General features: G+C 68.4%; 22 protein-coding genes and 1 other RNA gene. 22 read left to right on the top strand and 1 reads right to left on the bottom strand.

Annotated features, from left to right (window positions below):
• Positions 1–136: 136 nt before the first annotated feature.
• The 6 genes from AC2EBS_RS08070 (at position 137) to rnpB (ending at position 5,726) form a co-directional block, all read left to right on the top strand.
• Positions 137–1,069, top strand: coding sequence for a LysR substrate-binding domain-containing protein (locus AC2EBS_RS08070; RefSeq protein WP_484727876.1), 933 nt, complete (start codon positions 137–139; stop codon positions 1,067–1,069).
• Between the two features lie 34 nt (positions 1,070–1,103).
• Positions 1,104–2,150, top strand: coding sequence for a dihydroorotase (gene pyrC, locus AC2EBS_RS08065; RefSeq protein ID WP_484727875.1), 1,047 nt, complete (start codon positions 1,104–1,106; stop codon positions 2,148–2,150).
• A 10-nt stretch (positions 2,151–2,160) separates the two neighbouring features.
• A complete protein-coding gene (locus tag AC2EBS_RS08060) occupies positions 2,161–2,901 on the top strand; it encodes a DUF3025 domain-containing protein (RefSeq protein WP_484727874.1) in 741 nt (246 codons plus the stop codon).
• 32 nt (positions 2,902–2,933) lie between these two features.
• Positions 2,934–4,301, top strand: coding sequence for a S1 family peptidase (locus AC2EBS_RS08055; protein ID WP_484727873.1), 1,368 nt, complete (start codon positions 2,934–2,936; stop codon positions 4,299–4,301).
• Positions 4,277–5,263: an FHA domain-containing protein gene (locus AC2EBS_RS08050; RefSeq protein ID WP_484727872.1), complete on the top strand. Its 987-nt coding sequence runs from the start codon at positions 4,277–4,279 to the stop codon at positions 5,261–5,263. Before AC2EBS_RS08055 ends, AC2EBS_RS08050 begins: the two co-directional genes overlap by 25 nt.
• 18 nt (positions 5,264–5,281) lie before the next feature.
• An RNA gene (rnpB, locus tag AC2EBS_RS08045) (RNase P RNA component class A) lies at positions 5,282–5,726 on the top strand.
• 17 nt (positions 5,727–5,743) lie between these two features.
• On the opposite strand, the gene AC2EBS_RS08040 is transcribed toward rnpB, so the two are convergent.
• Positions 5,744–6,742 (bottom strand): Gfo/Idh/MocA family protein, encoded by a 999-nt coding sequence (locus AC2EBS_RS08040; RefSeq protein WP_484727871.1) that lies wholly within the window; start codon positions 6,740–6,742, stop codon positions 5,744–5,746.
• Between the two features lie 167 nt (positions 6,743–6,909).
• Here AC2EBS_RS08040 and AC2EBS_RS08035 point away from each other — a divergent pair, with 167 nt between their 5' ends.
• From AC2EBS_RS08035 to ftsA, 16 genes are all read left to right on the top strand, one after another.
• Positions 6,910–8,121: a multidrug effflux MFS transporter gene (locus tag AC2EBS_RS08035; RefSeq protein ID WP_484727870.1), complete on the top strand. Its 1,212-nt coding sequence runs from the start codon at positions 6,910–6,912 to the stop codon at positions 8,119–8,121.
• A 105-nt stretch (positions 8,122–8,226) separates the two neighbouring features.
• Positions 8,227–9,192: a carbonic anhydrase gene (locus tag AC2EBS_RS08030; RefSeq protein ID WP_484727869.1), complete on the top strand. Its 966-nt coding sequence runs from the start codon at positions 8,227–8,229 to the stop codon at positions 9,190–9,192.
• A 372-nt stretch (positions 9,193–9,564) separates the two neighbouring features.
• The gene (mraZ, locus tag AC2EBS_RS08025; RefSeq protein WP_484727868.1) at positions 9,565–9,993 is read left to right on the top strand and encodes a division/cell wall cluster transcriptional repressor MraZ; all 429 of its coding nucleotides are present in this window, start codon (positions 9,565–9,567) and stop codon (positions 9,991–9,993) included.
• Positions 9,993–10,976 carry a 16S rRNA (cytosine(1402)-N(4))-methyltransferase RsmH gene (gene rsmH / locus AC2EBS_RS08020; protein ID WP_484727867.1) on the top strand — a complete coding sequence of 328 codons (984 nt, stop codon included), beginning with the start codon at positions 9,993–9,995 and terminating at the stop codon, positions 10,974–10,976. Before mraZ ends, rsmH begins: the two co-directional genes overlap by 1 nt.
• Entirely contained in the window at positions 10,973–11,281 is a 309-nt protein-coding gene (ftsL, locus tag AC2EBS_RS08015; protein ID WP_484727866.1) for a cell division protein FtsL, read from the top strand. Before rsmH ends, ftsL begins: the two co-directional genes overlap by 4 nt.
• Positions 11,278–13,083: a peptidoglycan D,D-transpeptidase FtsI family protein gene (locus AC2EBS_RS08010; protein ID WP_484727865.1), complete on the top strand. Its 1,806-nt coding sequence runs from the start codon at positions 11,278–11,280 to the stop codon at positions 13,081–13,083. The genes ftsL and AC2EBS_RS08010 overlap by 4 nt, the downstream gene beginning before the upstream one ends.
• Positions 13,084–13,085: 2 nt before the next feature.
• Complete coding sequence (locus AC2EBS_RS08005; protein WP_484727864.1) at positions 13,086–14,591, top strand: UDP-N-acetylmuramoyl-L-alanyl-D-glutamate--2,6-diaminopimelate ligase; 1,506 nt, start codon at positions 13,086–13,088, stop codon at positions 14,589–14,591.
• A 17-nt stretch (positions 14,592–14,608) separates the two neighbouring features.
• Positions 14,609–16,042: a UDP-N-acetylmuramoyl-tripeptide--D-alanyl-D-alanine ligase gene (locus AC2EBS_RS08000; protein ID WP_484728309.1), complete on the top strand. Its 1,434-nt coding sequence runs from the start codon at positions 14,609–14,611 to the stop codon at positions 16,040–16,042.
• Positions 16,032–17,210 carry a phospho-N-acetylmuramoyl-pentapeptide-transferase gene (mraY, locus tag AC2EBS_RS07995; RefSeq protein ID WP_484727863.1) on the top strand — a complete coding sequence of 393 codons (1,179 nt, stop codon included), beginning with the start codon at positions 16,032–16,034 and terminating at the stop codon, positions 17,208–17,210. The genes AC2EBS_RS08000 and mraY overlap by 11 nt, the downstream gene beginning before the upstream one ends.
• 7 nt (positions 17,211–17,217) lie before the next feature.
• Complete coding sequence (locus AC2EBS_RS07990; RefSeq protein ID WP_484727862.1) at positions 17,218–19,056, top strand: Mur ligase family protein; 1,839 nt, start codon at positions 17,218–17,220, stop codon at positions 19,054–19,056.
• Positions 19,056–20,321, top strand: a complete 1,266-nt coding sequence (gene ftsW / locus AC2EBS_RS07985) for a putative lipid II flippase FtsW (RefSeq protein WP_484727861.1) — start codon at positions 19,056–19,058, stop codon at positions 20,319–20,321. Before AC2EBS_RS07990 ends, ftsW begins: the two co-directional genes overlap by 1 nt.
• Positions 20,322–20,469: 148 nt before the next feature.
• Entirely contained in the window at positions 20,470–21,555 is a 1,086-nt protein-coding gene (gene murG, locus AC2EBS_RS07980) for an undecaprenyldiphospho-muramoylpentapeptide beta-N-acetylglucosaminyltransferase (protein WP_484727860.1), read from the top strand.
• Entirely contained in the window at positions 21,552–22,949 is a 1,398-nt protein-coding gene (gene murC / locus AC2EBS_RS07975) for a UDP-N-acetylmuramate--L-alanine ligase (protein ID WP_484727859.1), read from the top strand. Before murG ends, murC begins: the two co-directional genes overlap by 4 nt.
• Positions 22,950–22,951: 2 nt before the next feature.
• Positions 22,952–23,926 carry a D-alanine--D-alanine ligase gene (locus AC2EBS_RS07970; RefSeq protein ID WP_484727858.1) on the top strand — a complete coding sequence of 325 codons (975 nt, stop codon included), beginning with the start codon at positions 22,952–22,954 and terminating at the stop codon, positions 23,924–23,926.
• 26 nt (positions 23,927–23,952) lie between these two features.
• Positions 23,953–24,792 carry a cell division protein FtsQ/DivIB gene (locus tag AC2EBS_RS07965; protein ID WP_484727857.1) on the top strand — a complete coding sequence of 280 codons (840 nt, stop codon included), beginning with the start codon at positions 23,953–23,955 and terminating at the stop codon, positions 24,790–24,792.
• Between the two features lie 6 nt (positions 24,793–24,798).
• Positions 24,799–26,028 (top strand): cell division protein FtsA, encoded by a 1,230-nt coding sequence (ftsA, locus tag AC2EBS_RS07960; RefSeq protein ID WP_484727856.1) that lies wholly within the window; start codon positions 24,799–24,801, stop codon positions 26,026–26,028.
• The last annotated feature ends 13 nt before the right edge of the window (positions 26,029–26,041 follow it).

Raw genomic sequence — 26,041 nt, 5'->3', positions numbered from 1 at the left:
CAGTGGCTCCAGAACCGGGGGCAAGTCGTTGAGGGGTTTGGGAACTGCGAGACGACTGTAGCCAAGTGATCTGCGGCGGCGCCGGTGCCAACCCCTGCATCTGGGGGGTGATGATCGTCGCCGCTACACTGCCGCCGTGGAAACCAAGTGGCTCGAAGACTTCGTCAGCCTGGCCGAGACGCGCAGCTTTTCGCGTTCGGCCCAGCTGCGTCATGTGACCCAGCCGGCCTTCTCGCGGCGCATTCAGGCGCTCGAGGCCTGGGCCGGTGTCGACCTGGTTGACCGCTCCTCCTACCCGACGCGGCTGACCGCGGCCGGCGAGACCCTTTTGGGCCAGGCGGTGGAGATCCTCGGCGGCCTGCAGTCAGCGCGCAATATGCTGCGCAGTCACCAGTCCGCCGGGCAGGACATGATCGAGTTCGCGGTGCCGCATTCGCTGGCCTTCAGCTTCTTTCCGCATTGGCTGATGGGGCTACGCCAGCGCTTTGGCGAGTTGAAGTGCCGGCTCAATGCGCTGAACGTGCACGATGCGATGCTGCAGCTCAGCGAAGGCAATTGCGATCTGCTGATCGTCTATCACCATGCGAGCCAGCCGCTGCAACTGGACCCGGAGCGCTACCAGATGGCCTCGCTGGGCTTCGAGACGCTGGCGGCCTACACCAAGGCGGATGCGCAGGGCCGGCCGCTGTTCAATCTGCCAGGGCATCCGGGGCAGAAGATCCCTTTTCTCAGCTACGCCTCCGGCGCCTACCTGGGCCGGCTGGTGGAGCTGATCGTCAAGGACGCGCCCACCGCGCTGAACCTGGATGCCGTCTACGAGACCGACATGGCCGAGGGCCTGAAGGCCATGGCGCTGGAGGGGCACGGCATCGCCTTCCTGCCGGCGAGCTCGGTCGTCAAGGAGCTCAAGGCAGGCTCCCTGGTGCAGGCCAGCGCGCCGGGCAGTTTCGAGCTGAACATGGAGCTGCGCATCTATCGTGAGCGGCCCGAAGTCGCCAAGCGCAGCAAGCCTGCGGCGCTGGCGCTGTGGGATTTTCTCACCCAGCCTGCTGACGCGGCCCGGGCCTGAATCGCCTGCGGGCGAGTCTGGGACAATCCCGGGCATGAGTACCGCCGCAGCACCTCTCGAGCTCAGCCTCACCCGCCCCGACGACTGGCACCTGCACCTGCGCGACGGCGCGGCGATGCACAGCGTCCTGCCTTTCACCGCGCGCCAGTTCGCCCGCGCCATCGTGATGCCCAATCTGCGTCCGCCGATCACGACGGCGGCGCAGGCGGCCGAATACCGCGCGCGCATCCTCGCCGCGCGGCCCGAAGGCAGCGACTTCCAGCCGCTGATGACGCTGTACCTGACCGACAACACGCCGGTCGACGAAATCAAGCGCGCCAAGGATGCCGGCGTGGTGGCACTCAAGCTCTACCCGGCCGGCGCCACGACCAATAGCGATGCCGGCGTCACCGACATCCGCAAGACCTACAAGACGCTGGAAGCGATGCAGCGCGAGGGCCTGCTGCTGCTGGTGCACGGCGAGGTCACCGATCCCGAAGTGGACGTGTTCGACCGCGAGGCGGTGTTCATAGCCCGCGTGATGCAGCCGCTGCGCCGCGACATGCCGGAGCTGAAGGTGGTGTTCGAGCACATCACCACCAAGGAGGCGGCCGAATACGTGAGCGCCGCCGACCGCTTCACCGCCGCGACGCTGACGCCGCAGCACCTGCTCTACAACCGCAACGCCATCTTCACCGGCGGGCTGCGGCCGCACTACTACTGCCTGCCGGTGCTCAAGCGCGAGCTGCATCGCCAGGCCCTGCTTGCCGCGGCTACTTCGGGCTCGGCCAAGTTCTTCCTCGGCACCGACAGCGCGCCGCACGCCTCGGTGATGAAGGAGAACTCGGTCTGCGGCGCGGGCTGCTTCACCGCGCTGTCGGCGCTGGAGCTGTATGCCGAAGCCTTCGAGGCCGCCGGCGCGCTGGACAAGTTCGAGGCCTTTGCTTCCTTCAATGGCCCGGACTTCTACGGCCTGCCGCGCAACAGCGGCCGCATCACGCTGCGCAAGACCGCGTGGGCGCTGCCCGAGAGCGTGGCCTTCGGCGATGCGCAGCTCAAGCCGCTGCGCGGCGGCGAGACGGTGGCCTGGCAACTCGTCTGAGCCGGCGGCCTTGAGCGGCGAGCCGGACTGGTCCGCGCGCTGGCTGGCCCCGTACCGCGAGCAGGGTCAGGTCTTGCGTGAGCGCTGGCGCAGCGGCGCCAGTGTGGCCGAGGCGCTCAATGCGGCGCTGGCCGCGGCGCCGATCGCGCTGCCCGCCGGGCCGCTGCGCTTCGTGCCGCAGCAGGCCTTGCCCGAGGGCGAGGGCTACGAGGCCTTCGTCGCGCGCACCGCCTGTGTGCCCACGCGCGACAACTGGCATGACTTCTTCAACGGTCTGGTCTGGCTGCGCCATCCGGCGCTGAAGGCGCGGCTCAACGCCTGGCATCAGGACGGCTTCAGCCAGGGCGGCGAGGGCCGGCGCGGCGCGCTGCGCGATGCGCTGACGCTGCTGGACGAGAACGGCGCGCTGCTGGTGGCGCCGCCGGCGCTGTGCGAGGCGCTGGTCGAACGCGACTGGCAGCGCCTGTTCATCGCGCTGCGCCCGCTGTGGCGCGAGGCCCGACTGGAGATCGTTGGCCACGCACTGCTGGAGAAGCTGCTGCAGCCGCGCAAACCGATCTGCGCGCACGTGCTGCTGGTCGACGATATGGCCGGCGTCGCGCAGGCGCTGGATGCGCATGAGCTGGCCGCCAAGCCCTTCCACCCGCTGCCGGTGCTGGGTGTGCCGCAGTGGTGGCCGGCCAACGAGGCGCCGGGCTTCTACGACGATGCCGCCGTTTTCCGGCCCAGGCGGGTGGCGCAAACCGGCTAGCATCGGCGCCAGCAATCGTGGGAGAGCATTTCTTGCGCAAGTTTCTGATCCTGGCCGTCGCGCTGGCGGCGCTGGGCCTGGGCGCTGCCCAGGCGCAGCCGGCACCGGCCGCCGCCGCGGCCAGTGCCGCCAAGCCGGCTGCGGCGCCGTCGGCCAATGTCTCCGCCACCGCCCGCCGCGTCTATGAAGGGGCTCGCTCGCAGCTGCTGCAGATCCGCACGCTGCTGCGCAGCCAGGACAGCCAGGCCTCGGTGGGCTCGGGCTTCGTGGTCAGCGAAGACGGCCATGTCATCACCAACTACCACGTCGTCAGCCAGGCCGCGCTGGAGCCGGCCAGCTACCGGCTGCGCTACGCGTCCACCGACGGCAGGCAGGGCGAGCTGCAGATCCTCGACTTCGACGTGCGCCGCGACCTGGCGCTGCTGAAGATCGTCGGCGACGGCTTGAGCGAGGCGCGCTCTGCGCCGCTGCGCTTCCGCGCGGGTAGCCAGCCGCTGGCAAAGGGCGACCGCATCTATTCGATGGGCAATCCGCACGACGTGGCCTTTGCCGTCGTCGAGGGCAATTACAACGGTTTGGTCGAGCGCAGCTTCGACGAGCTGATCTACTACTCCGGCAGCATCAACTCGGGCATGAGCGGCGGCCCGGTGGTGGACGAGGAGGGCCGCGTCGTCGGCATCAATGTCTCGGCGATGTTCTTCGCGCAGCAGATGAGCTTTCTCGTGCCCGCGCAGTACGCTGCCGCGCTGCTGGAGCGCAGCCGCACGGCCAAGCCGCTGGCCGGCCCGGCCTGGCCGCGGCTGCGCGAGCAGCTGCTGGCCTACCAGGACGAACTGGTCACGCGCTTCGTCGCCCAGCCCTGGCGCGGCGCCGGCCATGCGCGCTACCAGCTGCCGGTGCCGCAGGAGAGCTTCATGCGCTGCTGGGGCCGCAGCACGCCGGCGGACAGCAAAGGCCTGGAGTTCCAGCGTTCGCAGTGCCGCATGGACCATGCGGTGTTCATCAGCGGCAATCTGCACACCGGCTTCCTGAACATGGCGCACGAGGCCTATGACGGCAGCAAGCTCGGCGCGGTGCGCTTCGCCAAGCAGTACGGCGGCAGCTTCCGCAACGAGAACCTGGGACGCTCGGACAAGCAGCGTACCGCGCCGCACTGCAAGGACGAGTTCGTGCAGCAGAGCGACGGCAGCGGGCCGCCGCTGCGTGCGGTGGTCTGCCTGCGCGCCTATCGCAAGCTGGCCGGGTTGCATGACCTCAGCGTGCTGGTCACCACGGTGGACGGCGACACCGAGGGCGCTTTGGGCCGCTTCGACGCCCATGGCGTCAGCTTCGACAACGCGCTGCGCTTGAGCGCTCACTACCTGGGAGGCTTCCGATGGTTGGCCGCGAAGCCGCAGTGATCGAGCTGCTGGGCCGCGACGGCCAGGTGCGCGCGGTGCACAGGGTGCAGGACTGGCCCTGCGCGATAGGCCGCTCGCCGGCATGCGATGTGGCGCTGGACGACGCCCATGTCGCTGCCGAGCATGCGCGCATCGAGTTGGACGAGCAGGGCGTGGCGCGCCTGCTGCTGCTGCCCAGCCTCAATGGCGCCATGCTGGGCCGGCGTCGGCTCGCGGCCGGCGATAGCGCGGTGCTGGAGCCCGGTGCCTGCTTCACGCTGGGCTCGACCGAACTGCGTCTGCGCCGCGCCAGCGATCCGCTGGCCGCGGAGCTGCCGCTGGCGGTGGAGGTGCGTCCGCGGCATCCGGCGCTGCTGCCGGGGCTGTTGCTGCTCTGGTTGTGCCTGTTGGGTTTCGACGCTTGGTCGATCTTCAATCCGGGTGCGCGCTGGACGGACTATGTGGCGCCGGTGCTGGGCCCGCTGATGGTGCTGCTGCTGTGGGCAGCGGGATGGACGCTGCTGACGCAGCTCATCCAGCATCGCCTGCCCTTCCTGGCGCATCTGTGGCGGGCCTCGCTGGTGATCGTGGCGCTGCATGTGGCGAACTTCGTCGTGCCTGTCGTCGCGTATGCGCTGTCGATGCCGCGCCTGCTGGCTTTCGAGTCCATCGGTTTCCCGCTCGGTCTGGCGCTGATGCTGTGGTGGCATGCCGCGCTGGTGTGGCCGCGAGCGCGGCGAGCCGTGGGTGCCGTGCTCGTCGGTCTGCTGCTGGCCGGGCTGGTGCTGCTGGTGGCGCGCCGACAGGACGAGCAGCGTCTGTTCGGCCCGCTCTATCTGAGCACCTTGCCGCCACCATCGATGCGCCTGGTCGCTCCCAAGCCGCCCGAGGCGCTGATCGATGCGCTGCGGCCGCTGGAAGCCGAGCTGGCGCGCAAGGCCAGCAAGGACCGGGATGCCGAGCCTGAAGCCGAGAGCGATTGAGCGGATAATCCAGGCTGTGAAGCAAGCCAGACCGCCGCTGGTGCGAGCGTGGAAACACGGCACTGGAGGAAGGTCCGGACTGCATAGAGCGGCGTAGCAGCTAACGGCTGCCCGGCGAAAGCCGAGGATCAGAGCAACAGAGACGAGTTCTGTCAGACAACCCGATGGGTGGTCTATGAGGCGCCAGCGCAAGCTGGCGTGGTGCGAGGCGAAAGCCGCGCACCACCGGGCGACAGCCCGAACCGAATAGCACCTCTGTCGGGCTCTGCCCGACAGAGGTGAAACGGGCAATCTCTACGCGCAGCAACACCAAGTAGGCCAGCGATGATGCGGCTCGCAGAGCTGGCGGGTAGGTGGCACCGAGCCGGACAGTGATGTCCGGCCCAGAGGAATGGCGGTCACGGTGCCGGTCTCGCAAGAGGCCGGCGCTGCACAGAATCCGGCCTATCGGCTTGCTTCACACTTTTCTTTGTGCCGGCCTCAGCTACCGCCGTGCAGGATGGACTCGATGCAGCGTTGAGTCGCCAACGCCTCGGCAAAGCCGGGCAGGCAGTGCGAGCGGCCCTCGATCAGCGAGTTCCAGTGGTCGAGCTGGTCCGCCACCGCGGCGCTGCGCAGGTCTTCGGTCTCGCCCAGCGGTCGCCAGTCGCCGTCGCTACCCTCGCGCACGCGGATCTTGCCGAACCACTCGTTGAGCTCGATCTCGCCCTGGCTGCCGCGCCAGAGCATGCGGTTGTAATCGGCCAGCGGGCCGCCGACACGCCCCCAGATGCGTACCGGCACACCACTGGCGTCGAGCTCGGCCTTCAGTCCGGTCTCGGCGCTGATGCCGTCCGCCGGGTACTCGACTTGGCTGGCCAGCACGCGCGTCGGCCCGAGCACGCGCTGCAGCGCGAAGATGAAGTGCGACAGCACCTCGCGGCCGAAGCCGCCTTCGCCCCGCTGTGCCAGCCAGTCGCCGGCGCCGGCCTGCCAGGGGCGCGGCCAGGCAGCGAAGGCCAGTTCCAGTTCGACGCTCCGCAATTCGCCCAGCGGCAGGTGCGATGCGGCGCCGAAGGCGCGCTGCAGCGTGGCCAGGCCGGTGGAGGAGGCGAGCGAGAAATTCACCGCGGCGCGCTGCCGTTCGCGCTCGATGCGCATGATCGTGGGCAGCGCTGCGTCCAGATCCACCGTCAATGGCTTTTCGCACAGCACGGCAAGCCCGGCGTCGAAGGCCAGCTCGGACAGCTGCAGATGGGCGGCCGGCGGCGTGGCGATGTAAAGGCTGTGCAGGCCGGGCGTCGCAATCAGGGCTTCGGCGCTGTCGGCCAGCCGGAGTTCGGGCCATGCCTGTCTCGTGCGGGCCATGGCGCTGGCATCGGCGTCCCAGGCGATTACCGGCTTGAGCCCGGCGTGCCCGGCCAGACGCGACAACATGCGCTGGCCCATGACGCCCAGGCCGATCAGGCCGATATGCTTGCGTGCTTCTCTGCTCATCATCTTCGTCGTTCCTGCTCGCCAGCGGCATCGCCTCGTGCGCATGGCACGGGCGTGGAAATCCGCCGGGCCGCGCAGTGTAAGGGTCGCCGCTACACTGCCCTGGTCCCGCCATCCCTGGGTGCCGAATCGCCCTGCGCCCCAAGACCGCCTCGCGGTCGCTTCGCTCGATGAATCCTCAAGCTGCCACTCTCTGGCGCGCGCCGCGCTGGGCCCTTGCCGTTCTGCTTGCCGGACTGGCGACCGTCGGTCCATTCTCGATCGACACCTACCTGCCGGCCTTCGCCGGCATCGCCCAGGCGCTCGACGCCACGCCGGTGCAGATGCAGCAGACGCTGTCGGGCTATCTGCTCGGCTTCGCGCTGATGAACCTGTTCCACGGTGCGCTCTCGGACAGCTTCGGCCGCCGGCCGGTGGTGCTGACAGGCATGGCGGTGTTCACGCTGGCCTCGCTGGGCTGTGCGCTCTCACAGAGCATCGGCCAGCTGGTGTTCTGGCGTACGGTGCAGGGCATGTCGGCGGGCGCTGGCGTGGTGGTCTCGCGCGCGATCATCCGCGACATGTTCGCGCCGGCAGACGCGCAGCGCGTGATGTCGCAGGTGACGATCTTTTTCGGCATCGCGCCGGCAGTGGCGCCCATGGTGGGTGGCTACCTCTTCGTGCACGCCGACTGGCATTCGATTTTCTGGTTCCTGGTGCTGGTCGGCGGCGTGCTGACCGCCTCGATGTGGCGGCTGCTGCCGGAGACTCTGCATCCCAGCCAGGCCCAGCCCTTTCACCCGCTGGACCTGCTGCGCAACTACTGGCGCATGAGCTCGAGCTGGCGCTTCATGTTGCTGGTGCTCGCCAGCGGCATTCCCTTCAACGGCATGTTCCTCTACGTGCTTGCGGCGCCGGTGTTCCTGGGCGAGCACTTGCAACTGGCGCCGACGCAGTTCTTCTGGTTCTTCTGCTGCACCATCGCCGGCATCATGGGCGGGGCCTGGGTGAGTGGCCGGTTGGCGGGGCGCGTCCGACCGCGGCGGCAGATCCGCCATGGCTTCGTGATCATGCTGGTGGTGGCCTTGCTCAATGTGCTGCTGAACCTGCTGCTCGCGCCGCAGGCCTGGTGGGCGCTGCCGGTGATTGCGGTGTTCGCCTTCGGCTGGGCTTTGATGGTGCCGGTGGTCACGCTGCAGGTGCTGGACCGGTATCCGGAGCGGCGCGGTATGGCATCGTCGCTGCAGTCCTGCATAGGCAGTGCGGCCAATGCCTTGGTGGCCGGTGCGCTGGTGCCGCTGGTGATGCATTCCACCGTGGCGCTGTCGCTGGCTTCGCTGGCGCTGCTGTGCATAGGCCTGTTCGCGTGGATGCGTGTCAAGCGCGAGATCGACGCCGACTGAGCGCTGCTGGACTCTCAAGCCGCGCGCACGGTTGCCGATAGCACGATCAGGGCCCTCGACGTCAGGCGCGTCTGCGCGCGCGACGGTCAGGGCGGGGAGAATGCAATGATCTTGAGCAAGTGTCGGCCGTCCGGCCTGCTGGCGGCGCTGTTGTTGAGCCACTGCGTCGTATCGGTGGTCTGGGCACAGAACCGGCCCGCCGCCTACGGCACGTCCAAGACGACCAAGCCGCCAACAGCCGTGGTGAGCGAGCCCAGGCAGGATGGCGAGGCGGGCGACCCGCTGCGGCAGCGTCTTGCCGAACGCCTGAGCTCGTCCAGCGAGCCGATCGACAAGCCGCGCGCCAAGCCGGCGCAGCGCCGCGAGGGTGGCGAGCCCCGCAAGGCCGCTGCTCACGAGACGCACTGGTCCTATGTGGGCGACGGCGCGCCGGATCGTTGGGGTCAGCTCAAGCCCGAGTTCCGCCAATGCGCTATCGGAACGCGGCAGAGCCCGATCGACATCCGCGAAACGATCAAGGTCGATCTGGAGCCCATCCAGTTCGACTACCGGCCCAGTGGCTTCAGCGTGGTCGACAACGGCCACACCGTCCAGGTCAATGTCGCGCCCGGCAACACGATCCAGCTGACCGGGCGGCGCTACGAGCTGCTGCAGTTCCATTTCCATCGCCCCAGCGAGGAGCGCGTGATGGGCCGGCAGTTCGAGATGTCGGCGCATCTCGTGCACAAGGACGCCGAAGGGCGGCTGGCGGTGGTCGGCGTGCTGCTGGATCGCGGTGCGGAGCAGCCGGTGGTGCAGATGGTGTGGAACAACCTGCCGCTGGAGAAGAACGAGCCCGCGCCAGGCGTGGGCCTGATCGACCTGCAGCAGCTGTTGCCCAGCGACCGCAGCTACTACACCTATATGGGCTCGCTGACCACGCCGCCCTGCTCGGAAGGCGTGCTGTGGCTGGTGATGCGCCAGCCAGTGCCGGTGTCGCCGGATCAGGTGAACATCTTCAGCCGCCTGTATCCCATGAATGCCAGGCCGCTGCAGGCGGGGTCTGGTCGACTGATCAAGGAAAGCCGCTAGCGCTTCCCGGCCGCTCTCGTTCGCTCCGCACGACCCCGATGCCAGCAAGACTGGTGTCGGGGTCGTCGCTTTTTCGGGGCTGCGACACGCGCCGAGTGCCGTCGAACTTGGCCCGCGACGGGGTCCGCACGGTGCCGCGCGACAATCTAGGGGTTAACCCGTGAGTTCGTGCACTATCGAGTTCACGCGCCACTTGCAGAGCGCATCGCAAGTCCTTCTTTTTGAAGGACTTTTTCTTTTGCGATTGTCGCGAAAATCGATTCTAAGTGCTTGATTTCATTGGGAATTTTTTGAAATTTGCCTTGACCGCAAGCTGTTCGCCTCATTAAAGTGGCGAAAAGTGGTTTTTGGTGGGGCTAAGTGGCTAATTTCGTGTTCCAAGGGGCTTCGGCCTTGGCGATGGACGCCAAGGGCCGCTTGGCCGTGCCGACACGACACCGCGAAGTCCTGCAGGCCTTGTGTGGCGGCCAGCTGACCGTCACCAAGCATCCGGAAGGCTGTCTGATGGTCTTTCCGCGCCCCACCTGGGAGACCTTCCGCGACAAGATCGCCGCGCTGCCGATGTCGGCGGCCGGCTGGAAGCGCATCTTTCTGGGCAATGCCATGGACGTCGAGATCGACAGCGCCGCGCGCGTGCTGATCTCGCCGGAACTGCGTGCTGCGGCCAAGCTGGACAAGCAGGTGATGCTGCTGGGCATGGGCAGCCACTTCGAGCTCTGGGACGCCGCGACCTATGCGGCCCATGAGGCTCAGGTCATGCAGTCCGAGATGCCGGACGCGCTCAAGGACTTCAGCTTCTGATGAGCGACTCCGCCGCCAGCGCCGCCCCGGAGTTCAAGCACACCACCGTGCTGCTGCACGAGAGCGTGGATGCGCTCGTCACCGATCCGGATGGCATCTATGTGGACGGCACTTTCGGGCGCGGAGGCCACTCGCGCCTGATCCTGCATCGGCTGGGGCCGCAGGGTCGCCTGGTGGCGATCGACCGCGACCCCGAGGCCATCGCGGCCGCCACGACGGGCGAAACGCGGGTCACGGACCCGCGTTTTTCCATCTGTCATGCGGGCTTTGCGCAGATGCGCGAACAGCTCGAACAGCTCGGCATCCAGCAGGTGCAGGGCGTGCTGCTCGACCTGGGCGTGTCCAGCCCGCAGATCGACAACCCGGCGCGCGGCTTCAGCTTCCGCTTCAGCGGACCGCTGGACATGCGCATGGACACCACCCGCGGCGAGAGCGCTGCGGATTTCCTGGCCCGCGCCGATGAGCGCCAGATCGCGGAGGTGATACGTGACTATGGGGAAGAACGGTTTGCTGCATCGATTGCAAAGGCGATTGTTGCTCGCCGGCAGAGCGGGAGTCCTGTTCGATCGACCGCCGAGCTATCCCAGCTCGTGGCTGGCGCGGTCAAAACCCGCGAGCCGGGCCAGGACCCTGCAACGCGCACATTTCAAGCGCTTCGGATTCACGTCAACGCCGAGCTTGAGGAGCTCGAACAGGGGCTGAATGCCGCGCTGGCGCTGCTGGCGCCGGGCGGTCATCTGGCGGTGATCGCCTTCCATTCGCTGGAAGACCGCATCGTCAAGAACTTCATCACCGCGCACGGCAAGGAGGTCTATGACCGTCGTGCGCCCTTCGCCGCGCCCAAGCCGCTGCTGCTCAAGCCGCTGGCGCGCATCAAGCCCTCGGAGACCGAGGTGCGCGCCAATCCGCGCGCGCGCTCGGCGATCCTGCGCGTGGCCGAGCGCACCGATGCGCCGCTGGCGGCTGGAGGCGGGCGCGCATGAGCCGCATCAACTTCCTGTTGCTCGTCGCCGTGCTGGCCAGTGGGCTGCTGCTGGTGGGTAGTGCCTATGACGCCCGCCAGCTCTTCACCGCGCGCGATCGTGCCCGTGCCGAGGCGCTGCGACTGGAGGCGGATCATCAGCGCCTGCTCGCCGAGCGTCATGCGCAGGCGACCAATCTGCGCGTCGAGGCGGTGGCTCGCGAGCGCCTGCAGATGCGTCCGATCTCTCCGGCAATCACGCTGACGCCGACCGCGCTCGAACAGGGTGCGCATGTCGCGATGCCGGCCTCGGGAGCGCAGCGATGAGCCGCTGGTCCTTCGGCCGCAACAAGAACCGCAACCACGGTGGCGCGCGCGCTGCGAACGCTGCACGCGGCCTGAGCTATTCGAGCAGCCCTCTGCTCGCGGCCAAGACGCCGCCCTGGCGTTCGCGCTTGCTCGTCGCGCTGGTCGGCCTGGGCTTCATCGGCTTGCTGGGCCGCGCCGCCTATGTGCAGGTGGTCGCCACCGAGTTCTTCCAGCGCCAGGGCGAGGCGCGCTACGCGCACACGATGGAGCTGCCCGCCAGCCGCGGTCGCATCCAGGACCGCAACGGTCAGGTGCTGGCCACCAGCGTGGCAGTGCCGTCGATCTGGGCGATTCCCAAGGAAGTCGACACCGACCCCGAGAAGCGCCGCCAGCTGGCCAAGCTGCTGGGTCTGAGCGAGCGCGAGCTCGAACGCCGGCTCGATCCCGAATCGCGCTTTGTGTGGCTGCGCCGACAGGCCGACGACCAGACGGCCGCGGCGGTGAAGGCGCTGGGCCTGAAGGGTGTGTTCCAGGATCGCGAGTACAAGCGCAAGTACCCGGAAGGCGAGGCAGCCGCCCATGTGGTGGGCTTCACCAACATCGAGGACCGCGGGCAGGAGGGCATCGAGCTGGCCTTTCAGAAAGACCTGCAGGGCAAGGATGGCTCGCGCTCGGTGGTGCGCGACCGCCTGGGGCGCGTGGTCGAGGACATCGGCGAGATGGTGCCGGCGGTCAACGGCCGCGACATCCAGCTCGCGGTCGATTCCAAGGTGCAGTTCTTCGCCTACCAGCGCATCCGCGACGCGGTGGCCGAGAACAAGGCCAAGGCAGGCTCGGTGGTGGTGCTGGACGTGCAGACCGGCGAGGTGCTGGCGCTGGCCAACTTCCCCAGCTACGACCCCGCGGTGCGCAGAAACCTCTCCGGCGAGCAGCTGCGCAACCGCGCGCTGACCGATGTCTTCGAGCCGGGCTCGACGATGAAGCCGTTCATCGCCGCGCTGGCGCTGGAGACCGGCCGCGTCAGGCCGGACTCCATCGTCAATGTCGCGCCGCGCAGTCTGGTCATCGCCGGCTGGTCGCCGACCGACGTGCACCCCTATGGCGACCTCACGGTCCAGCAGCTGATCCAGAAGTCCAGCAATATCGGTTCGGCCAAGCTGGCGATGCAGATGCATCCGCGCGAGATGCACGAGATGTTCACCGCCATCGGCCTGGGCCAGCGTCCGCAGCTGGACTTTCCTGGCGCGGTCACCGGCCGCCTGCGTCCCTACAAGAGCTGGCGGCCGATCGAGCAGGCGACGATGAGCTTCGGCTACGGCCTGTCGGCCTCGCTGTTCCAGCTGGCGCGTGCCTACACCGTGTTCGCGCGCGACGGCGAGATCGTGCCGGTGACGATGATGAAGCGACCCGGCACTGAGCCGGTGGCCGGCATTCGCGTTTTCTCGCCCAAGACCGCGCACGAGATGCGGTTGATGCTGCAGATGGCGGCCGGCGATGGCGGCACCGCGCCACTGGCGCAGGTGCCGGGCTACAGCGTGGGCGGCAAGTCTGGCACCGCACGCAAGCAGGAGGGCAAGGGCTACACGACCAAGTACCGCTCCTGGTTCGTCGGCCTGGCTCCGGTCAGCAAGCCGCGCATCGTCGTCGCGGTGATGGTCGACGAGCCGGGGACTGGCGTCTATTACGGCGGTACGGTGGCCGGCCCGGTGTTCAGCCAGGTGGTGGCGCAGACCCTGCGACTGCTCAACGTCGCGCCTGACCTGGAAGTCCAGCCGCAGATCGTCGCCAAGCGGGTGACGGCGGTCGAGGAGAGTTTCTGATCATGAGCAGCACTGCCATCACCCGGCTGAAGTCGCCCGACGCGGCGGCGCGCTGGTTGCGCGAGTGGTGTCGCGGCGCGTTGCGCAGCGACAGCCGCCAGGTCCGCCCGGGCGACGCCTTCATCGCCTGGCCCGGCCAGGCGCGCGACGGCCGCGAGTTCGTCGCTGCCGCGCTGGCCGCCGGCGCTTCGACCTGCCTGGTCGAGGCCGAGGGCGTCGAGGCCTTCGGCTTCGCCGATGCGCGCATTGCCGCGCTGCCGGGGCTGAAGGCCGTCACCGGTGCGATCGCCTCGCAGTTCCACGGCGAACCCAGCAAGAAGCTGGCCGTCGTCGCCAGCACCGGCACCAATGGCAAGACCTCCACCGCCTGGTGGACCGCGCAGGCGCTGAGCCTGTTGGGCCAGCGCTGCGGCGTGGTCGGTACCCTCGGTGTGGGGGAGCCGCCGCTGCCGGGCCGGGGCGGCCATATCGAGCACACCGGCCTGACCACGCCCGACCCGGTGCAGCTGCAGCAGGCTTTCGCGCACATGGCCGAGAGCGGCTATGCGGCCTGCGCGATCGAAGCCTCGTCGATCGGCATCGTCGAGCAGCGCCTCGCCGGCACGGCCGTGCGGGTGGCACTGTTCACCAACTTCACCCAGGACCACCTGGACTACCACGGCAGCATGGACGCCTACTGGGCGGCCAAGCGCGAGCTGTTCGACTGGGCAGGACTGCAGGCTGCCGTGCTCAACATCGACGATGCCAAGGGCGCGGCGCTGGCTGCCGAATTGAGCGGTCGCCTGGATGTCTGGACCTACGCCATCGGCCGGGGCGCGCGCCTGGTCGCGCAGGATCTGCACTACACCGGTTCCGGCCTGGCCTTCACGCTGGTCGAGGGCGATGAGCGCATCGCGCTGCAGACCGGCCTGATCGGCGAGTACAACATCGCCAATCTGCTGGCGGTGATAGCCGGCCTGCGCGCACTGGGACATGCGCTACCCGAGGTGGCGCGCGTTGCCGCGCAGGTGACGCCGGTGCCGGGGCGCATGCAGCGCGTCGGCAACGGCCTGGAGCTGCCACAGCTGGTGGTCGATTACGCGCACACGCCGGACGCGCTGGAAAAGGCCTTGCAGGCGCTGCGTCCGCTGGCCAAGGCGCGCGGCGGCGAGCTGCGCTGCGTGTTCGGCTGCGGCGGCAACCGCGATCGTTCGAAGCGCCCGCTGATGGGCGCCATTGCCGCGCGCGAGGCCGATCATGTGCTGCTGACCAGCGACAACCCGCGCCATGAGGCGCCGGAAGCCATCCTCGCCGACATCGAAGCCGGCCTGCCGGCCGGCGCGGCGCGCAGCATCGTCGTCGATCGCCGCGAGGCGATCGCGCTGGCGGTTCAGCAGTCCGGCAGCCGCGACGTGGTGCTGATCGCCGGCAAGGGCCACGAGGACTATCAGGACATCGCCGGCGTCAAGCATGTCTTCTCCGATGTCGAGGAGGCGCGCGCCGCGCTGTTGAGGAGGGCTGGCCTGTGAGTGCTGCCACCACGCTGATGACCTTGGGCCAGGCCCATCACCTGCTGCAGGCGGCGATCCCTGGCGCACGCCTGGTCGGCGATGCGGCGATCGAGATCGCGCGCGTGCACAGCGACACGCGCACGCTGCGTGCCGGAGACCTGTTCGTCGCGCTGCGCGGCGAGCGCTTCGATGCCAACGACTTTCTGCCTCAGGCCCGGGCCGCCGGCGCCGTGGCCGCGCTGGCCGAGCGCGGTCTCGCGGCTGCAGGTCTGGCCGGCATCGAGGTGCCCGACGCCAAGGCAGCCCTGGGCGTGCTGGCTGCGGCCTGGCGCGCGCACCATCACCTGCCGCTGATCGCGGTGACCGGCAGCAACGGCAAGACCACGGTGACGCAGATGATCGCGTCCATCCTGCGCGCCTGGCTGGGCGAGGCGGCGCTGGCCACCGAGGGCAACTTCAACAACGACATCGGCGTGCCGCTGACCTTGCTGCGCCTGCGCCAGGACGACGCGCTGTGGCACCGCGCCGCGGTGGTCGAGCTGGGCATGAATCATCCGGGCGAGATCGCGCCGCTGGCGGCGATGGCCAGGCCCACCGTGGCCCTGGTCAACAACGCGCAGCGCGAGCACCAGGAATTCATGCAGACCGTCGAGGCGGCGGCGCACGAGAACGGCGCCGTGATCGAGTCGCTGGGGCCGTCCGGTGTCGCCGTCTTCCCGGCGGACGATGCCTGTGCGCCGATCTGGCAGGTGCAGGCCGGCCGCCATGCGGTACTGAGCTTTGCGCTTGCCGGCCCTGCGGACGTCAGCGGCAGCGCGCGCTGGATCGTCGGCGACGCCGGCACTGGGCACTGGGCGCTGGAGCTGCACACGCCGGCTGGCGATGCGCCGGTGCTGCTGCGCATGGCCGGCCAGCACAATGTGCGCAATGCGCTGGCCGCCGCCACCTGCGCGCTGGCCGCGGGCGCGCCGCTGGCCGCTATCGTCGCCGGGCTGGAGCGCTTCGAGCCCGTCAAGGGCCGCTCGCAGCTGAAGAGCTTCGTCAAGGCAGGCAAGCGCATCACGCTGATCGACGACAGCTACAACGCCAACCCCGACAGCGTGCGTGCCGCCATCGCGATGCTGGCCGAGCTGCCGGGCAGCTCCTGGCTGCTGCTTGGCGACATGGGCGAGGTCGGCAACCAGGGCCCTGAGTTCCACCGCGAGGTGGGCGCCTATGCGGCACAGCGCGGCATCACAGCCATGTGGACCGCTGGCACGCTGTGCGCCGAGGCCGCCGCCGCCTACGGGCCGTCGGCCCGACATTTCACCGACACCGCCGCGATGGTGGCTGCGTTAGGCGCGGCACCGGCCGCGGACAACATCCTCGTCAAGGGATCGAGATTCATGCAGATGGAAAAGGTGGTGGCCGCGCTGCTGGCTGCCGACGAGGACATGAACGTCCAGGGAGGCACGCACCATGCTGCTTAGCCTTGCGCAGTGGCTGCAGACCCTGGATCCCGATCTGGGCTTTCTGCGCCTGTTCAACTACATCACCTTCCGTGCCGTGATGGCGGCGATGACCGCGCTGCTGATCGGTCTGGCCTTCGGGCCCTGGGTGATCCGTCGCCTGACCGAGATGAAGATCGGCCAGCCGATCCGCGAGTACGGCGTGCAGCAGCACCTGGCCAAGAGCGGCACGCCGACCATGGGCGGCGTGCTGATCCTGATCGGCATCGGCATCTCCACGCTCTTGTGGTTCGACTGGAGCAACCGCTTCGTCTGGGTGGTGATGCTGGTCACGATGGGTTTCGGTGCGATCGGCTGGGTGGACGACTGGCGCAAGGTGGTCAACAAGGACCCCGAGGGCATGAAGAGCCGCGAGAAGTTCTTCTGGCAGTCGCTGATCGGCCTGATTGCGGCGCTGTATCTGGCCTTCAGCGTGTCGGAGACCAGCATCCTGGGCGTGATCGAGCTGTTCTACCGCTGGGTCAGCAGCGGCTTCTCGACCGACCTGCCGCCCAAGGCCGACCTGATCGTGCCCTTCTTCAAGGCGGTCAGCTATCCGCTGGGTGTGTTCGGCTTCATCGCGCTGTCCTACTTCGTCATCGTCGGCACCAGCAATGCGGTGAACTTCACCGACGGCCTGGATGGCCTGGCCATCATGCCGGTGGTGCTGGTCGGCTCGGCGCTGGGCATCTTCGCGTACCTGACCGGCTCCTCGGTCTACTCGAAGTACCTGCTGCTGCCCTATATCCCAGGCGCTGGCGAGCTGTTGATCTTCTGCGGTGCGCTGGCCGGGGCGGGCCTGGCCTTTCTGTGGTTCAACGCGCACCCGGCCCAGGTCTTCATGGGCGACGTCGGTGCGCTGGCCCTGGGTGGCGCCCTGGGCACGGTGGCGGTGATCACGCGGCAAGAGATCGTGCTGGGCATCATGGGCGGCGTTTTCGTCGCCGAGGTGCTGTCGGTGATGATCCAGGTGGCCTGGTTCAAGTACACCAAGCGCGTCACCGGCGAAGGCCGGCGCATCTTCAAGATGGCGCCGCTGCACCACCACTTCGAGAAGTCGGGCTGGAAGGAGACGCAGGTGGTGGTGCGCTTCTGGATCATCACGATGCTGCTGTGCCTGGTCGGCCTGGCCAGCCTCAAACTCCGGTGAGCTCGCGATGAAGCATCTCGCAGGGCTCAACACGCTGATCCTCGGGCTGGGTGACTCCGGCCTGGCGATGGCCGCGTGGTGCGTGCGCCATGGTGCGAGCGCCCGCGTGTGGGACTCGCGCGAGAGCCCGCCGCAGCTGGCGGCATTGCGCGAGCAACTGCCTGGCGTGGACTTCTTCAGCGGCGCGCTGAGTGCCGACGCTCTGGCCAGCGTGCAGCTGGTGCTGAAGAGCCCGGGCCTGTCGCCGCTGGACGAGCGGCTCAAGGCTCTGCTGGACGCCGCGCATGCGACGGGCGTGCCGGTGCAGGGCGAGCTGGACCTGTTCGCGCGTGCGCTGGCTGATCTGAAGGCCGAACGACGCTATGAACCTGCGGTGCTGGCGATCACCGGCACCAATGGCAAGACCACCACCACCTGCATGACCGCGGCCCTGGTCGGGCGCGCCGGCAAGCGCGTCGCCGTGGCCGGCAATATCGGCCCGAGCATGCTGACCACGCTGCAGCAGGCACTGGACCTGGAGCCGGCTCCGCAGCAGGCCGAATCGACCGCCGAGTCCGCACCGACCGACGAGGCTGCGCCGCAGGACACCGTCGAAGAGATCGACGGCAGCGAACTCGTCGACGCAGCGGCCGACGAGTCGACGGCGCAGCCCGAGGCGCAGGAGCGCAGCACGCTGGAAGAAGTGGCCGAGCTGCTCGACGAGCAGCCGCTGCCGATCAAGCCGCCGGCGCCGAAGCCCGCGGTGTTCGAGCACCTGCCCGAGGTCTGGGTGCTGGAGCTGTCCAGCTTCCAACTCGACACGGTCGTCGGCTTCGAGCCCACCGCCGCTGCGGTGCTGAATCTGACGCAGGACCATCTGGACTGGCATGGCGACATGGCCGCCTACGGCCGCGCCAAGGCGCGCATCTTCGGCAGCCAGGCGCTGATGGTGATCAACCGCGACGACCCGCTGGTCGAGGCGATGGTGCCGGCGCCGCTCAAGGTGCAGCAGGGCCGCGGCCGGCCGGCGAAGATCGTGGCGCGCAAGGTGATCCGCTTCGGCCTGAATGCGCCGCGCCATCCCGGCGACTACGGCCTGATCGAAGAGAACGGCATGGCCTGGCTGGTGCGCGCGCACGAGGCCGATGAGACCGTGACAAGCAAGCGCCGGGCCGCCCCAAGCCTGCTTGACCCCCGCGGGGGGCGGACGCCGGATGGCGGCCTGGGGGCAGGCTTGCAGCGCAAGGGCGACGAGGCCGAGGAACTGCTGATCCAGCGCCTGATGCCTGCTGACGCGCTGCGCGTGCGCGGCCGCCACAACGCCGCCAATGCGCTGGCGGCTCTGGCACTGGCTTCCGCCGCGGGCTGCCCGCTGGCGCCGATGCTGCATGCGCTGCGCGAGTACCGCGGCGAGCCGCACCGCGTCGAGCATGTGCTGACCGTGCGCGGCATCGATTTCTACGACGATTCCAAAGGCACCAATGTCGGCGCGACCGTGGCAGCCATCGGTGGCCTGGGCGCGGATCGAGCGCCGGCCAAGCTGCTGCTGATCCTGGGCGGCGACGGCAAGGGCCAGGACTTCAGCCCGCTGCGCGAGCCGCTGAAGCGCCATGCGCGCGCGATCGCGCTGATCGGTCGCGATGCGCCGGCGCTGCGCGCGGCGCTCGCTGAGACCGGCGTGCCGATGCAGGACTGCGCGACGCTGGAAGAAGCGACGCGCTGGGCCTATGGGCAGGCGCAGAGCGGCGACAGCGTGCTGCTCAGTCCGGCCTGCGCCAGTTTGGACATGTTCCGCAACTATGCGCACCGCGCCGAGGTGTTCGTGGCCGCGGCCCAATCCATTGCCGACGATGAGGGGCTGGCCTGATGAGCAACAGCAGCCAATCCTTCGCCCAACCGCTGCTGGATCGCCTGCGCGGCCTGTTCCGCCGCGGCGAGCGCGCCGAGACCGTGCCGGTGCGCGACTGGGTCAGCACCTCGGCCGGCCAGCCCACGCACATCGTCGGCTTCGATGTGACCCTGGTGTGGGTGGTGCTGTCGCTGCTGGCGCTGGGCCTGCTGATGGTCTATTCGGCCTCGATCGCGATACCGGACAACCCGAAGTTCGCGCGCTACCAGTCCACCCATTTCCTGCTGCGTCAGGCGATGGCCATCGGCTTGGGTCTGCTGGCTGCTCTGGTGGTGGTGCAGATCCCGGTCTCGACCTGGGAGCGCATCGCGCCCCATCTCTTCGTGTTGGCACTGCTGCTGTTGGTGATCGTGCTGATCCCCGGCGTCGGCAAAGGCGTCAACGGCGCGCGTCGCTGGCTGCCGCTGGGGGTGATCAACTTCCAACCCTCAGAACTGGCCAAGCTGGCCATGGCCATGTATGCGGCCAACTACATGGTGCGCAAGATGGAGGTGAAGGAGAACTTCGTCAAGGCGGTCTGGCCCATGGTGGTGGCGCTGGCGGTGGTGGGCCTGCTGCTGCTGGCCGAGCCGGATATGGGCGCCTTCATGGTGATCGCCGCGATCGCGATGGGCATCCTCTTCCTGGGCGGCGTCAACGGCCGCATGTTCTTCCTGGTGATCGCGGTGCTGATCGGCGCCTTCGTGCTGATGATCACCTTCAGCGAGTTCCGCCGCGAGCGTATCTTCGCCTACCTGAACCCCTGGGACGAGAAGTACGCCCAGGGCAAGGCCTACCAGCTGACGCACTCGCTGATCGCCTTCGGTCGCGGCGAATTCTTCGGCCAGGGGCTGGGCAGCAGCGTGGAGAAGCTGCACTACCTGCCCGAGGCGCATACCGACTTCCTGCTCGCGGTGATCGGCGAAGAGCTGGGCTTCGTCGGCGTGGCGCTGGTGATCTGCGCCTTCTTCTGGCTGTCGCGCCGGCTCTTCCATATCGGCCGTCAGGCGGTGGCGCTGGATCGCGTCTTCGCCGGTCTCTATGCGCAAGGCGTTGGCATCTGGATGGCGGGCCAGGCCTTCATCAACATCGGCGTGAACCTGGGAGCGCTGCCCACTAAGGGCCTGACGCTGCCGCTGATGAGCTACGGCGGCTCGGCGATCATGCTGAACTGCATCGCGCTGGCGATTGCGCTGCGGATCGATATTGAAAACAGGCAACTCATGCGAGGAGGCCGAGCATGAGCGCCTGGATGCATCGCAGCCAGGCGGGGGCGCGCGGCGAGCGCGCCGCGGGGCTGTTTGGGCGCAGGCTCATGTCGCGCAGCGACGTGAAGCGCACGCAGTGCGCGTGCCGTAGCCAGAATCGCCAACTCATGCGCGGAGGCCGCGCATGACAAAACACCTCGTCATCATGGCGGCCGGCACCGGCGGCCACATCATCCCGGGCCTGGCGGTGGCCGAGGAGATGAAGCGCCGCGGCTGGAGCGTCAGCTGGATCGGCACCGAGCAAGGTATGGAGAACAAGCTGGTGCCGGCGGCCGGCCTGCCACTGGACCGCCTGGCCTTCTCCGGCCTGCGCGGCAAGGGTCTGGTCCATGCCTTCAAGGGCCTGGTCGGGCTGGTGAAAGCCTTCATCCAGAGCCGCCAGGTGCTGGTCACGCGCGGCGCCGATGCGGTGCTGGGCATGGGTGGCTATGTCTGCCTGCCCGGTGGCCTGATGGCCTGGCTGATGAAGAAGCCGCTGCTGCTGGTCAATGCGGACGCGGCGCTGCTGCTCTCCAACCGTGCGCTGGCGCGGCTGGCGCGGCGCATCGCCTTCGGCTTCGACGGCGCGGCGGCGGCGTCCACGGCCAAGGCAGTGGTCACCGGCAATCCGGTGCGCGCCGAGATCGAGGCGATCGTTGCGCCGGCCGAGCGCTATGCCGGCCGCACGGGACCGCTGCGCGTGCTGGTGGTGGGCGGCTCGCTGGGCGCGCAGGCGATCAATGCCGCGGTGCCGCGCGCGCTGGCGCTGTGGCCCGCTGAATCGCGCCCCATCGTCACGCACCAGAGCGGGCAGGCCAACTTCACCACCGTGCAGGCGGCCTATCACGCCGCCGGGGTGCAGGCGGAGATCCTGCCCTTCATCGACGACATGGCGCGCCGCCTGGCCGAGGCCGACCTGGTGATCTGCCGTGCCGGCGCGGTGACGGTCAGCGAGCTCTGCGCTGCCGGCGTGCCGGCCATCCTGGTGCCGCTGGTGGTCAGCACCACGGCGCACCAGCGCGACAACGCGCGCTTCATGGCCCAGCACGAGGCGGCGATCCATCTGCCGCAGGACGACCTGAGCGCCGAGAAGCTGCATGCGCTGCTGTCGGGCCTGGACCGAGAGCAGCTGCTGGCGATGGCGATCCGTGCCCATGGCCTGGCGCGTCCGCGTGCCGCCGGTCGCGTGGCCGACGAAATCGAATCCCTGGTGGGCAAGAAGTCATCATGAAGCACGCCGTCAAGCACATCCATTTCATCGGCGTGGGCGGCGCCGGCATGAGCGGCATCGCCGAGATCCTGCACAACCTGGGCTACACGGTCAGCGGCTCGGACCAGAGCGACAGCGCCACGCTGCGCCGCCTGGCCGAGCTGGGGCTGCAGGTGCGGGTGGGCCATGAGGCGGCGCACATCGCCGGCGCGCAGGCCGTTGTCGTCTCCACCGCGATCAAGGCCGACAACCCCGAGCTGCTGGCTGCGCGTGCCGCTGGCGTGCCGGTGGTGCAGCGCGCGGTGATGCTGGCCGAGCTGATGAGGCTGAAGAAGGGCATCGCGATCGCCGGCACGCATGGCAAGACCACGACCACCTCGCTGGTGACCTCGGTGCTGGCCGAGGCCGGCGTCGACCCGACCTTCGTGATCGGCGGCAAGCTCAATGCGGCAGGCGCCAATTCGCGCCTGGGCTCGGGCGAGTACATCGTCGTCGAGGCCGACGAGAGCGATGCCTCCTTCCTGAACCTGCTGCCGATGCTGGCGGTCGTGACGAACATCGACGCCGACCACATGGACACCTATGAGCACGATTTCGGCAAGCTCAAGAGCGCTTTCGTCGACTTCCTGCACAAGATGCCTTTCTACGGCGCCGCGGTGGTCTGTGGCGACGACCCCGGCGTGCGCGACATCCTGCCGCGTCTGCAACGGCCGGTGATCACCTACGGCTTCGCAGCTGGCAACGAGCTGCGGGCCGAACAGGTCGAGGCGCTCGAAGGCGGGCGCATGCGCTTCGTCGCACGCGGCGAAGGTCAGCCCGATCTGCCGGTGACGCTGAACCTGGCCGGCAGGCACAACGTGCTGAATGCGCTGGCCGCGATCGCGGTGGCGCGCGAGATCGAGCTGCCCGACGCGCCGATCGCGGCGGCGCTGGCCAAGTTCGGCGGCGTGGGCCGGCGTTTCCAGCGCTGGGGCGAGCTGCCTGCGCTGCACGGCGGCCGCTACACGCTGATCGACGACTACGGCCACCACCCGGTGGAGATGGCCGCTGTGCTGTCGGCCGCGCGCGGCGCCTTCCCGGGCCGCCGCCTGGTGCTGGCCTTCCAGCCGCACCGCTACACGCGCACCCGCGACTGCTTCGCCGATTTCGTCGCGGTGTTCAAGCAGGCTGATGTGGTGCTGCTGAGCGATGTGTATGCCGCAGGTGAGGCGCCGATCGCCGGCGCGGACGCGGCAGCGCTGGCTGCTGCCAGCGGCGCCGGCCTGGTCGGTGGCGTCGACGCGCTGCCGCAGGCGATCGCCGCCCAGGCCCGTGATGGCGATGTGGTGATCGTGATGGGCGCCGGTTCGATCGGCGGCGTGCCGGCGCGCTGCGTGGCGCTGGCCGGCAAGGGTGATGGGGAGGTGCGGCAGTGAGCATGCTGGATACAAGCAAGATCGATGTGAAGGCGCTGGGCAAGGTGGCCGTGCTGATGGGCGGCAGCTCGGCCGAGCGCGAGGTGTCGCTGACCATGTCCGGCCCCGGTGTGCTGGCGGCGCTGCGTGCGCAGGGGGTCGACGCGCATGCCTTCGACCCGGCCGAGCGGCCCCTGGGCGAGCTGAAGAGCGAAGGCTTTGCGCGCTGCTTCATCGCGCTGCATGGCCGTGGCGGCGAGGACGGCACGGTGCAGGGCGCGCTGGAGCTGATGCGCATCCCCTATACCGGCTCCGGCGTGATGGCCTCGGCGATCGCGATGGACAAGATCATGACCAAGCGGCTGTGGCGCGGCGACGATCTGCCCACGCCGCGCTGGGCCAGCCTGAAGAAGGCCGAGCTGAGCCGCGAGCGTGTGCGAGCGCTGCCCGACGAGCTGGGCCTGCCGCTGTTCGTCAAGCCGCCGCACGAGGGCTCCAGCATCGGTGCGAGCAAGGTGATGGGCTACTCGCAGATGCAGGACGCGGTGGAACTGGCCGCCCGGTACGACAGCGAGGTGCTGGTCGAGGAGTTCATCGATGGCGAGGAGCTGACCTGCCCGGTGCTCGGTGAAGGCGAGGGCGCTTTCGCGCTGCCGGTGGTGCGCATCCGCGCGCCGGAGGGCGACTACGACTATCAGAACAAATACTTCACCGACGTCGTGAAGTACGACTGCCCCTGCGGCCTGGCGCCTGAGTTGGAGCGCGAGATCCAGGCGCTGGTGGTCTCGGCTTACCGCTCGCTGGGCTGCCGTGGCTGGGGCCGCGCCGACCTGATGCTGCGCAAGAAGGACATGAAGCCCTTCCTGCTCGAGATGAACACCTCGCCGGGCATGACCTCGCATTCGCTGGTGCCGATCTCGGCCAAGGCGGCGGGCATCTCCTACGAGGCGCTGTGCCTGTGGCTGCTGTCGCAGGCCCGGCTGGATCAACAAGGCTGAACGCAGGACGACCGAGCGAGACCATCGTGAGCCGCAGCCAGGACACCCAAGCCACGCCGATGCCGCCAGACATCCGTCTGATGAACGGCATCACGGCGCTGCTGCTGACCGGCCTCGTGCTGGCGGCACTGGGTCTGATCGTGCACAAGCTGGTGCGGCTGCCGGTGTTCGCCCTGCAGAAGATCGAGGTGGTGGGCGAGGTCAATCGCAACGGCGTCGCCTCGCTGCGCGCCAACGCGCTGCCGCGGCTGTCGGGCAATTTCCTCACGCTGGATCTGGCGCAGGCGCGCGCTGCCTTCGAGTCCGTGCCCTGGGTGCGTCGCGCCACCGTGCAGCGCGTCTGGCCTAACCGACTGCGTGTGCGCCTCGAAGAGCATCAGGTGGCGGCCTACTGGGAGCCCAAGCCCGACGGTGCCGAAGCCGGCAGTGATGCAGCGATGGACCGCGCACTGGTCAACAGCTTCGGCGAGGTCTTCCATGCCAATCTGGGCGATGTGGAAGACGAAAGCCTGCCGGTGCTGGCCGGGCCGGAAGGGCGCTCGCACCAGATGCTGCGCATGTGGAGCGAGATCGACAGGCGCACGCGCGCGATCGACGACGCGGTCGAGCGCCTGGACCTGTCCAGCCGCGGTTCCTGGCGCGCGACGCTGGAGCGCGGCGCGGTGGTCGAACTGGGCCGCGGCGACGACGCCGAGGTGCAGGCGCGCTACGCGCAGTTCGCGCAGAACATCCAGCGCATCACCACGCATTACCAATCGACGCTGGCATCGGCCGATCTGCGCCATGCCGAGGGCTTTGCCGTGCGGCTGCGCGGCGTGACAACGACAGCGCCCGCCCCGACCCGGGGACGGGGCAGGAAGACGTGAGGGCATATGGCCAAGGAATACAAGGATCTGGTCGTTGGTTTGGACATCGGCACCGCGAAGATCATGGCGGTGGTCGCCGAGGTGCTGGGCAACGGTGAGCTGCGCATCGCCGGCCTGGGCGTGGCGCCCTCGCATGGTCTGAAGCGCGGCGTGGTCGTGAACATCGATGCCACCGTGCAGTCCATCCAGCAGGCGCTGAAAGAGGCCGAGATGATGGCCGACTGCAAGATCGGCCGCGTCTACACCGGCATCACTGGCAGCCACATCCGCGGCCAGAACTCCACCGGCATGGTGATCGTGCGCGACAAGGAGGTCACGCCGGTGGACGTGGCCCGTGTCGTCGAGACCGCCAAGGCGATCAACATCCCCAACGACCAGCGCCTGCTGCTGGTCGAGCCGCAGGAATTCATCATTGACGGCCACGAGGTCAAGGAGCCGGTCGGCATGAGCGGCGGGCGCCTGGAGGTCAAGGTGCACATCGTCACCGGCGCCCAGAGTGCGGCCGAGAACATCGTCAAGTGCGTGCGCCGCTGCGGGCTGGAAGTCGAGCAGTTGGTACTCAACCCCAGCGCCTCCAGCGCCGCCGCGCTGACCTCGGACGAACGTGATCTGGGTGTGGCCATGGTGGATATCGGCGCGGGTACCACCGACGTGGCGATATTCACCGGCGGCTCGATCCGACATACCGCGGTAATCCCCATCGCGGGGGATTTGATCACCAGCGATATCGCGATGGCGCTGCGCACCCCGACCAAGGATGCCGAGGAAATCAAGGTCGAGTTTGGCGTGGCCAAGCAATTGCTGGCCGATCCGGCCGACCAGGTGGAAGTGCCGGGTTTGGGCGATCGGGCACCTCGCATGCTTTCAAAACAAGCACTTGCAGGGGTAATTGAACCCAGAGTCGAGGAAATCTTTTCTCTGGTCCACCAGGTCATACGCGAAAGCGGTTACGAGGAGTTGCTGTCTTCCGGCATCGTTTTGACGGGCGGATCGGCGGTGATGCCGGGCATGGTGGAGCTGGCCGAGGACATATTCCTGAAGCCGGTGCGCCGTGGCGTGCCGACTTACAGCGGAGCTCTGTTCGACATGGTTGCAAACCCCCGATCGGCGACCGTGATGGGTTTGTTGGAAGAAGCGCGGCTGTCGCGTACCCGGGGTTTGAAGGCCAGCCAGCAGGCGGGTTCGATGAAAACCTTGATGGGTCGCGCCAAAGATTGGTTCCTGGGTAATTTCTGAATGGGAAGTGAAG

The sequence above is a fragment of the Roseateles sp. T103 genome (assembly GCF_057219915.1).
The sequence above is the reverse complement of the archived record's forward strand: the minus strand, read 5'-3'. Positions and strand labels throughout refer to the sequence as shown.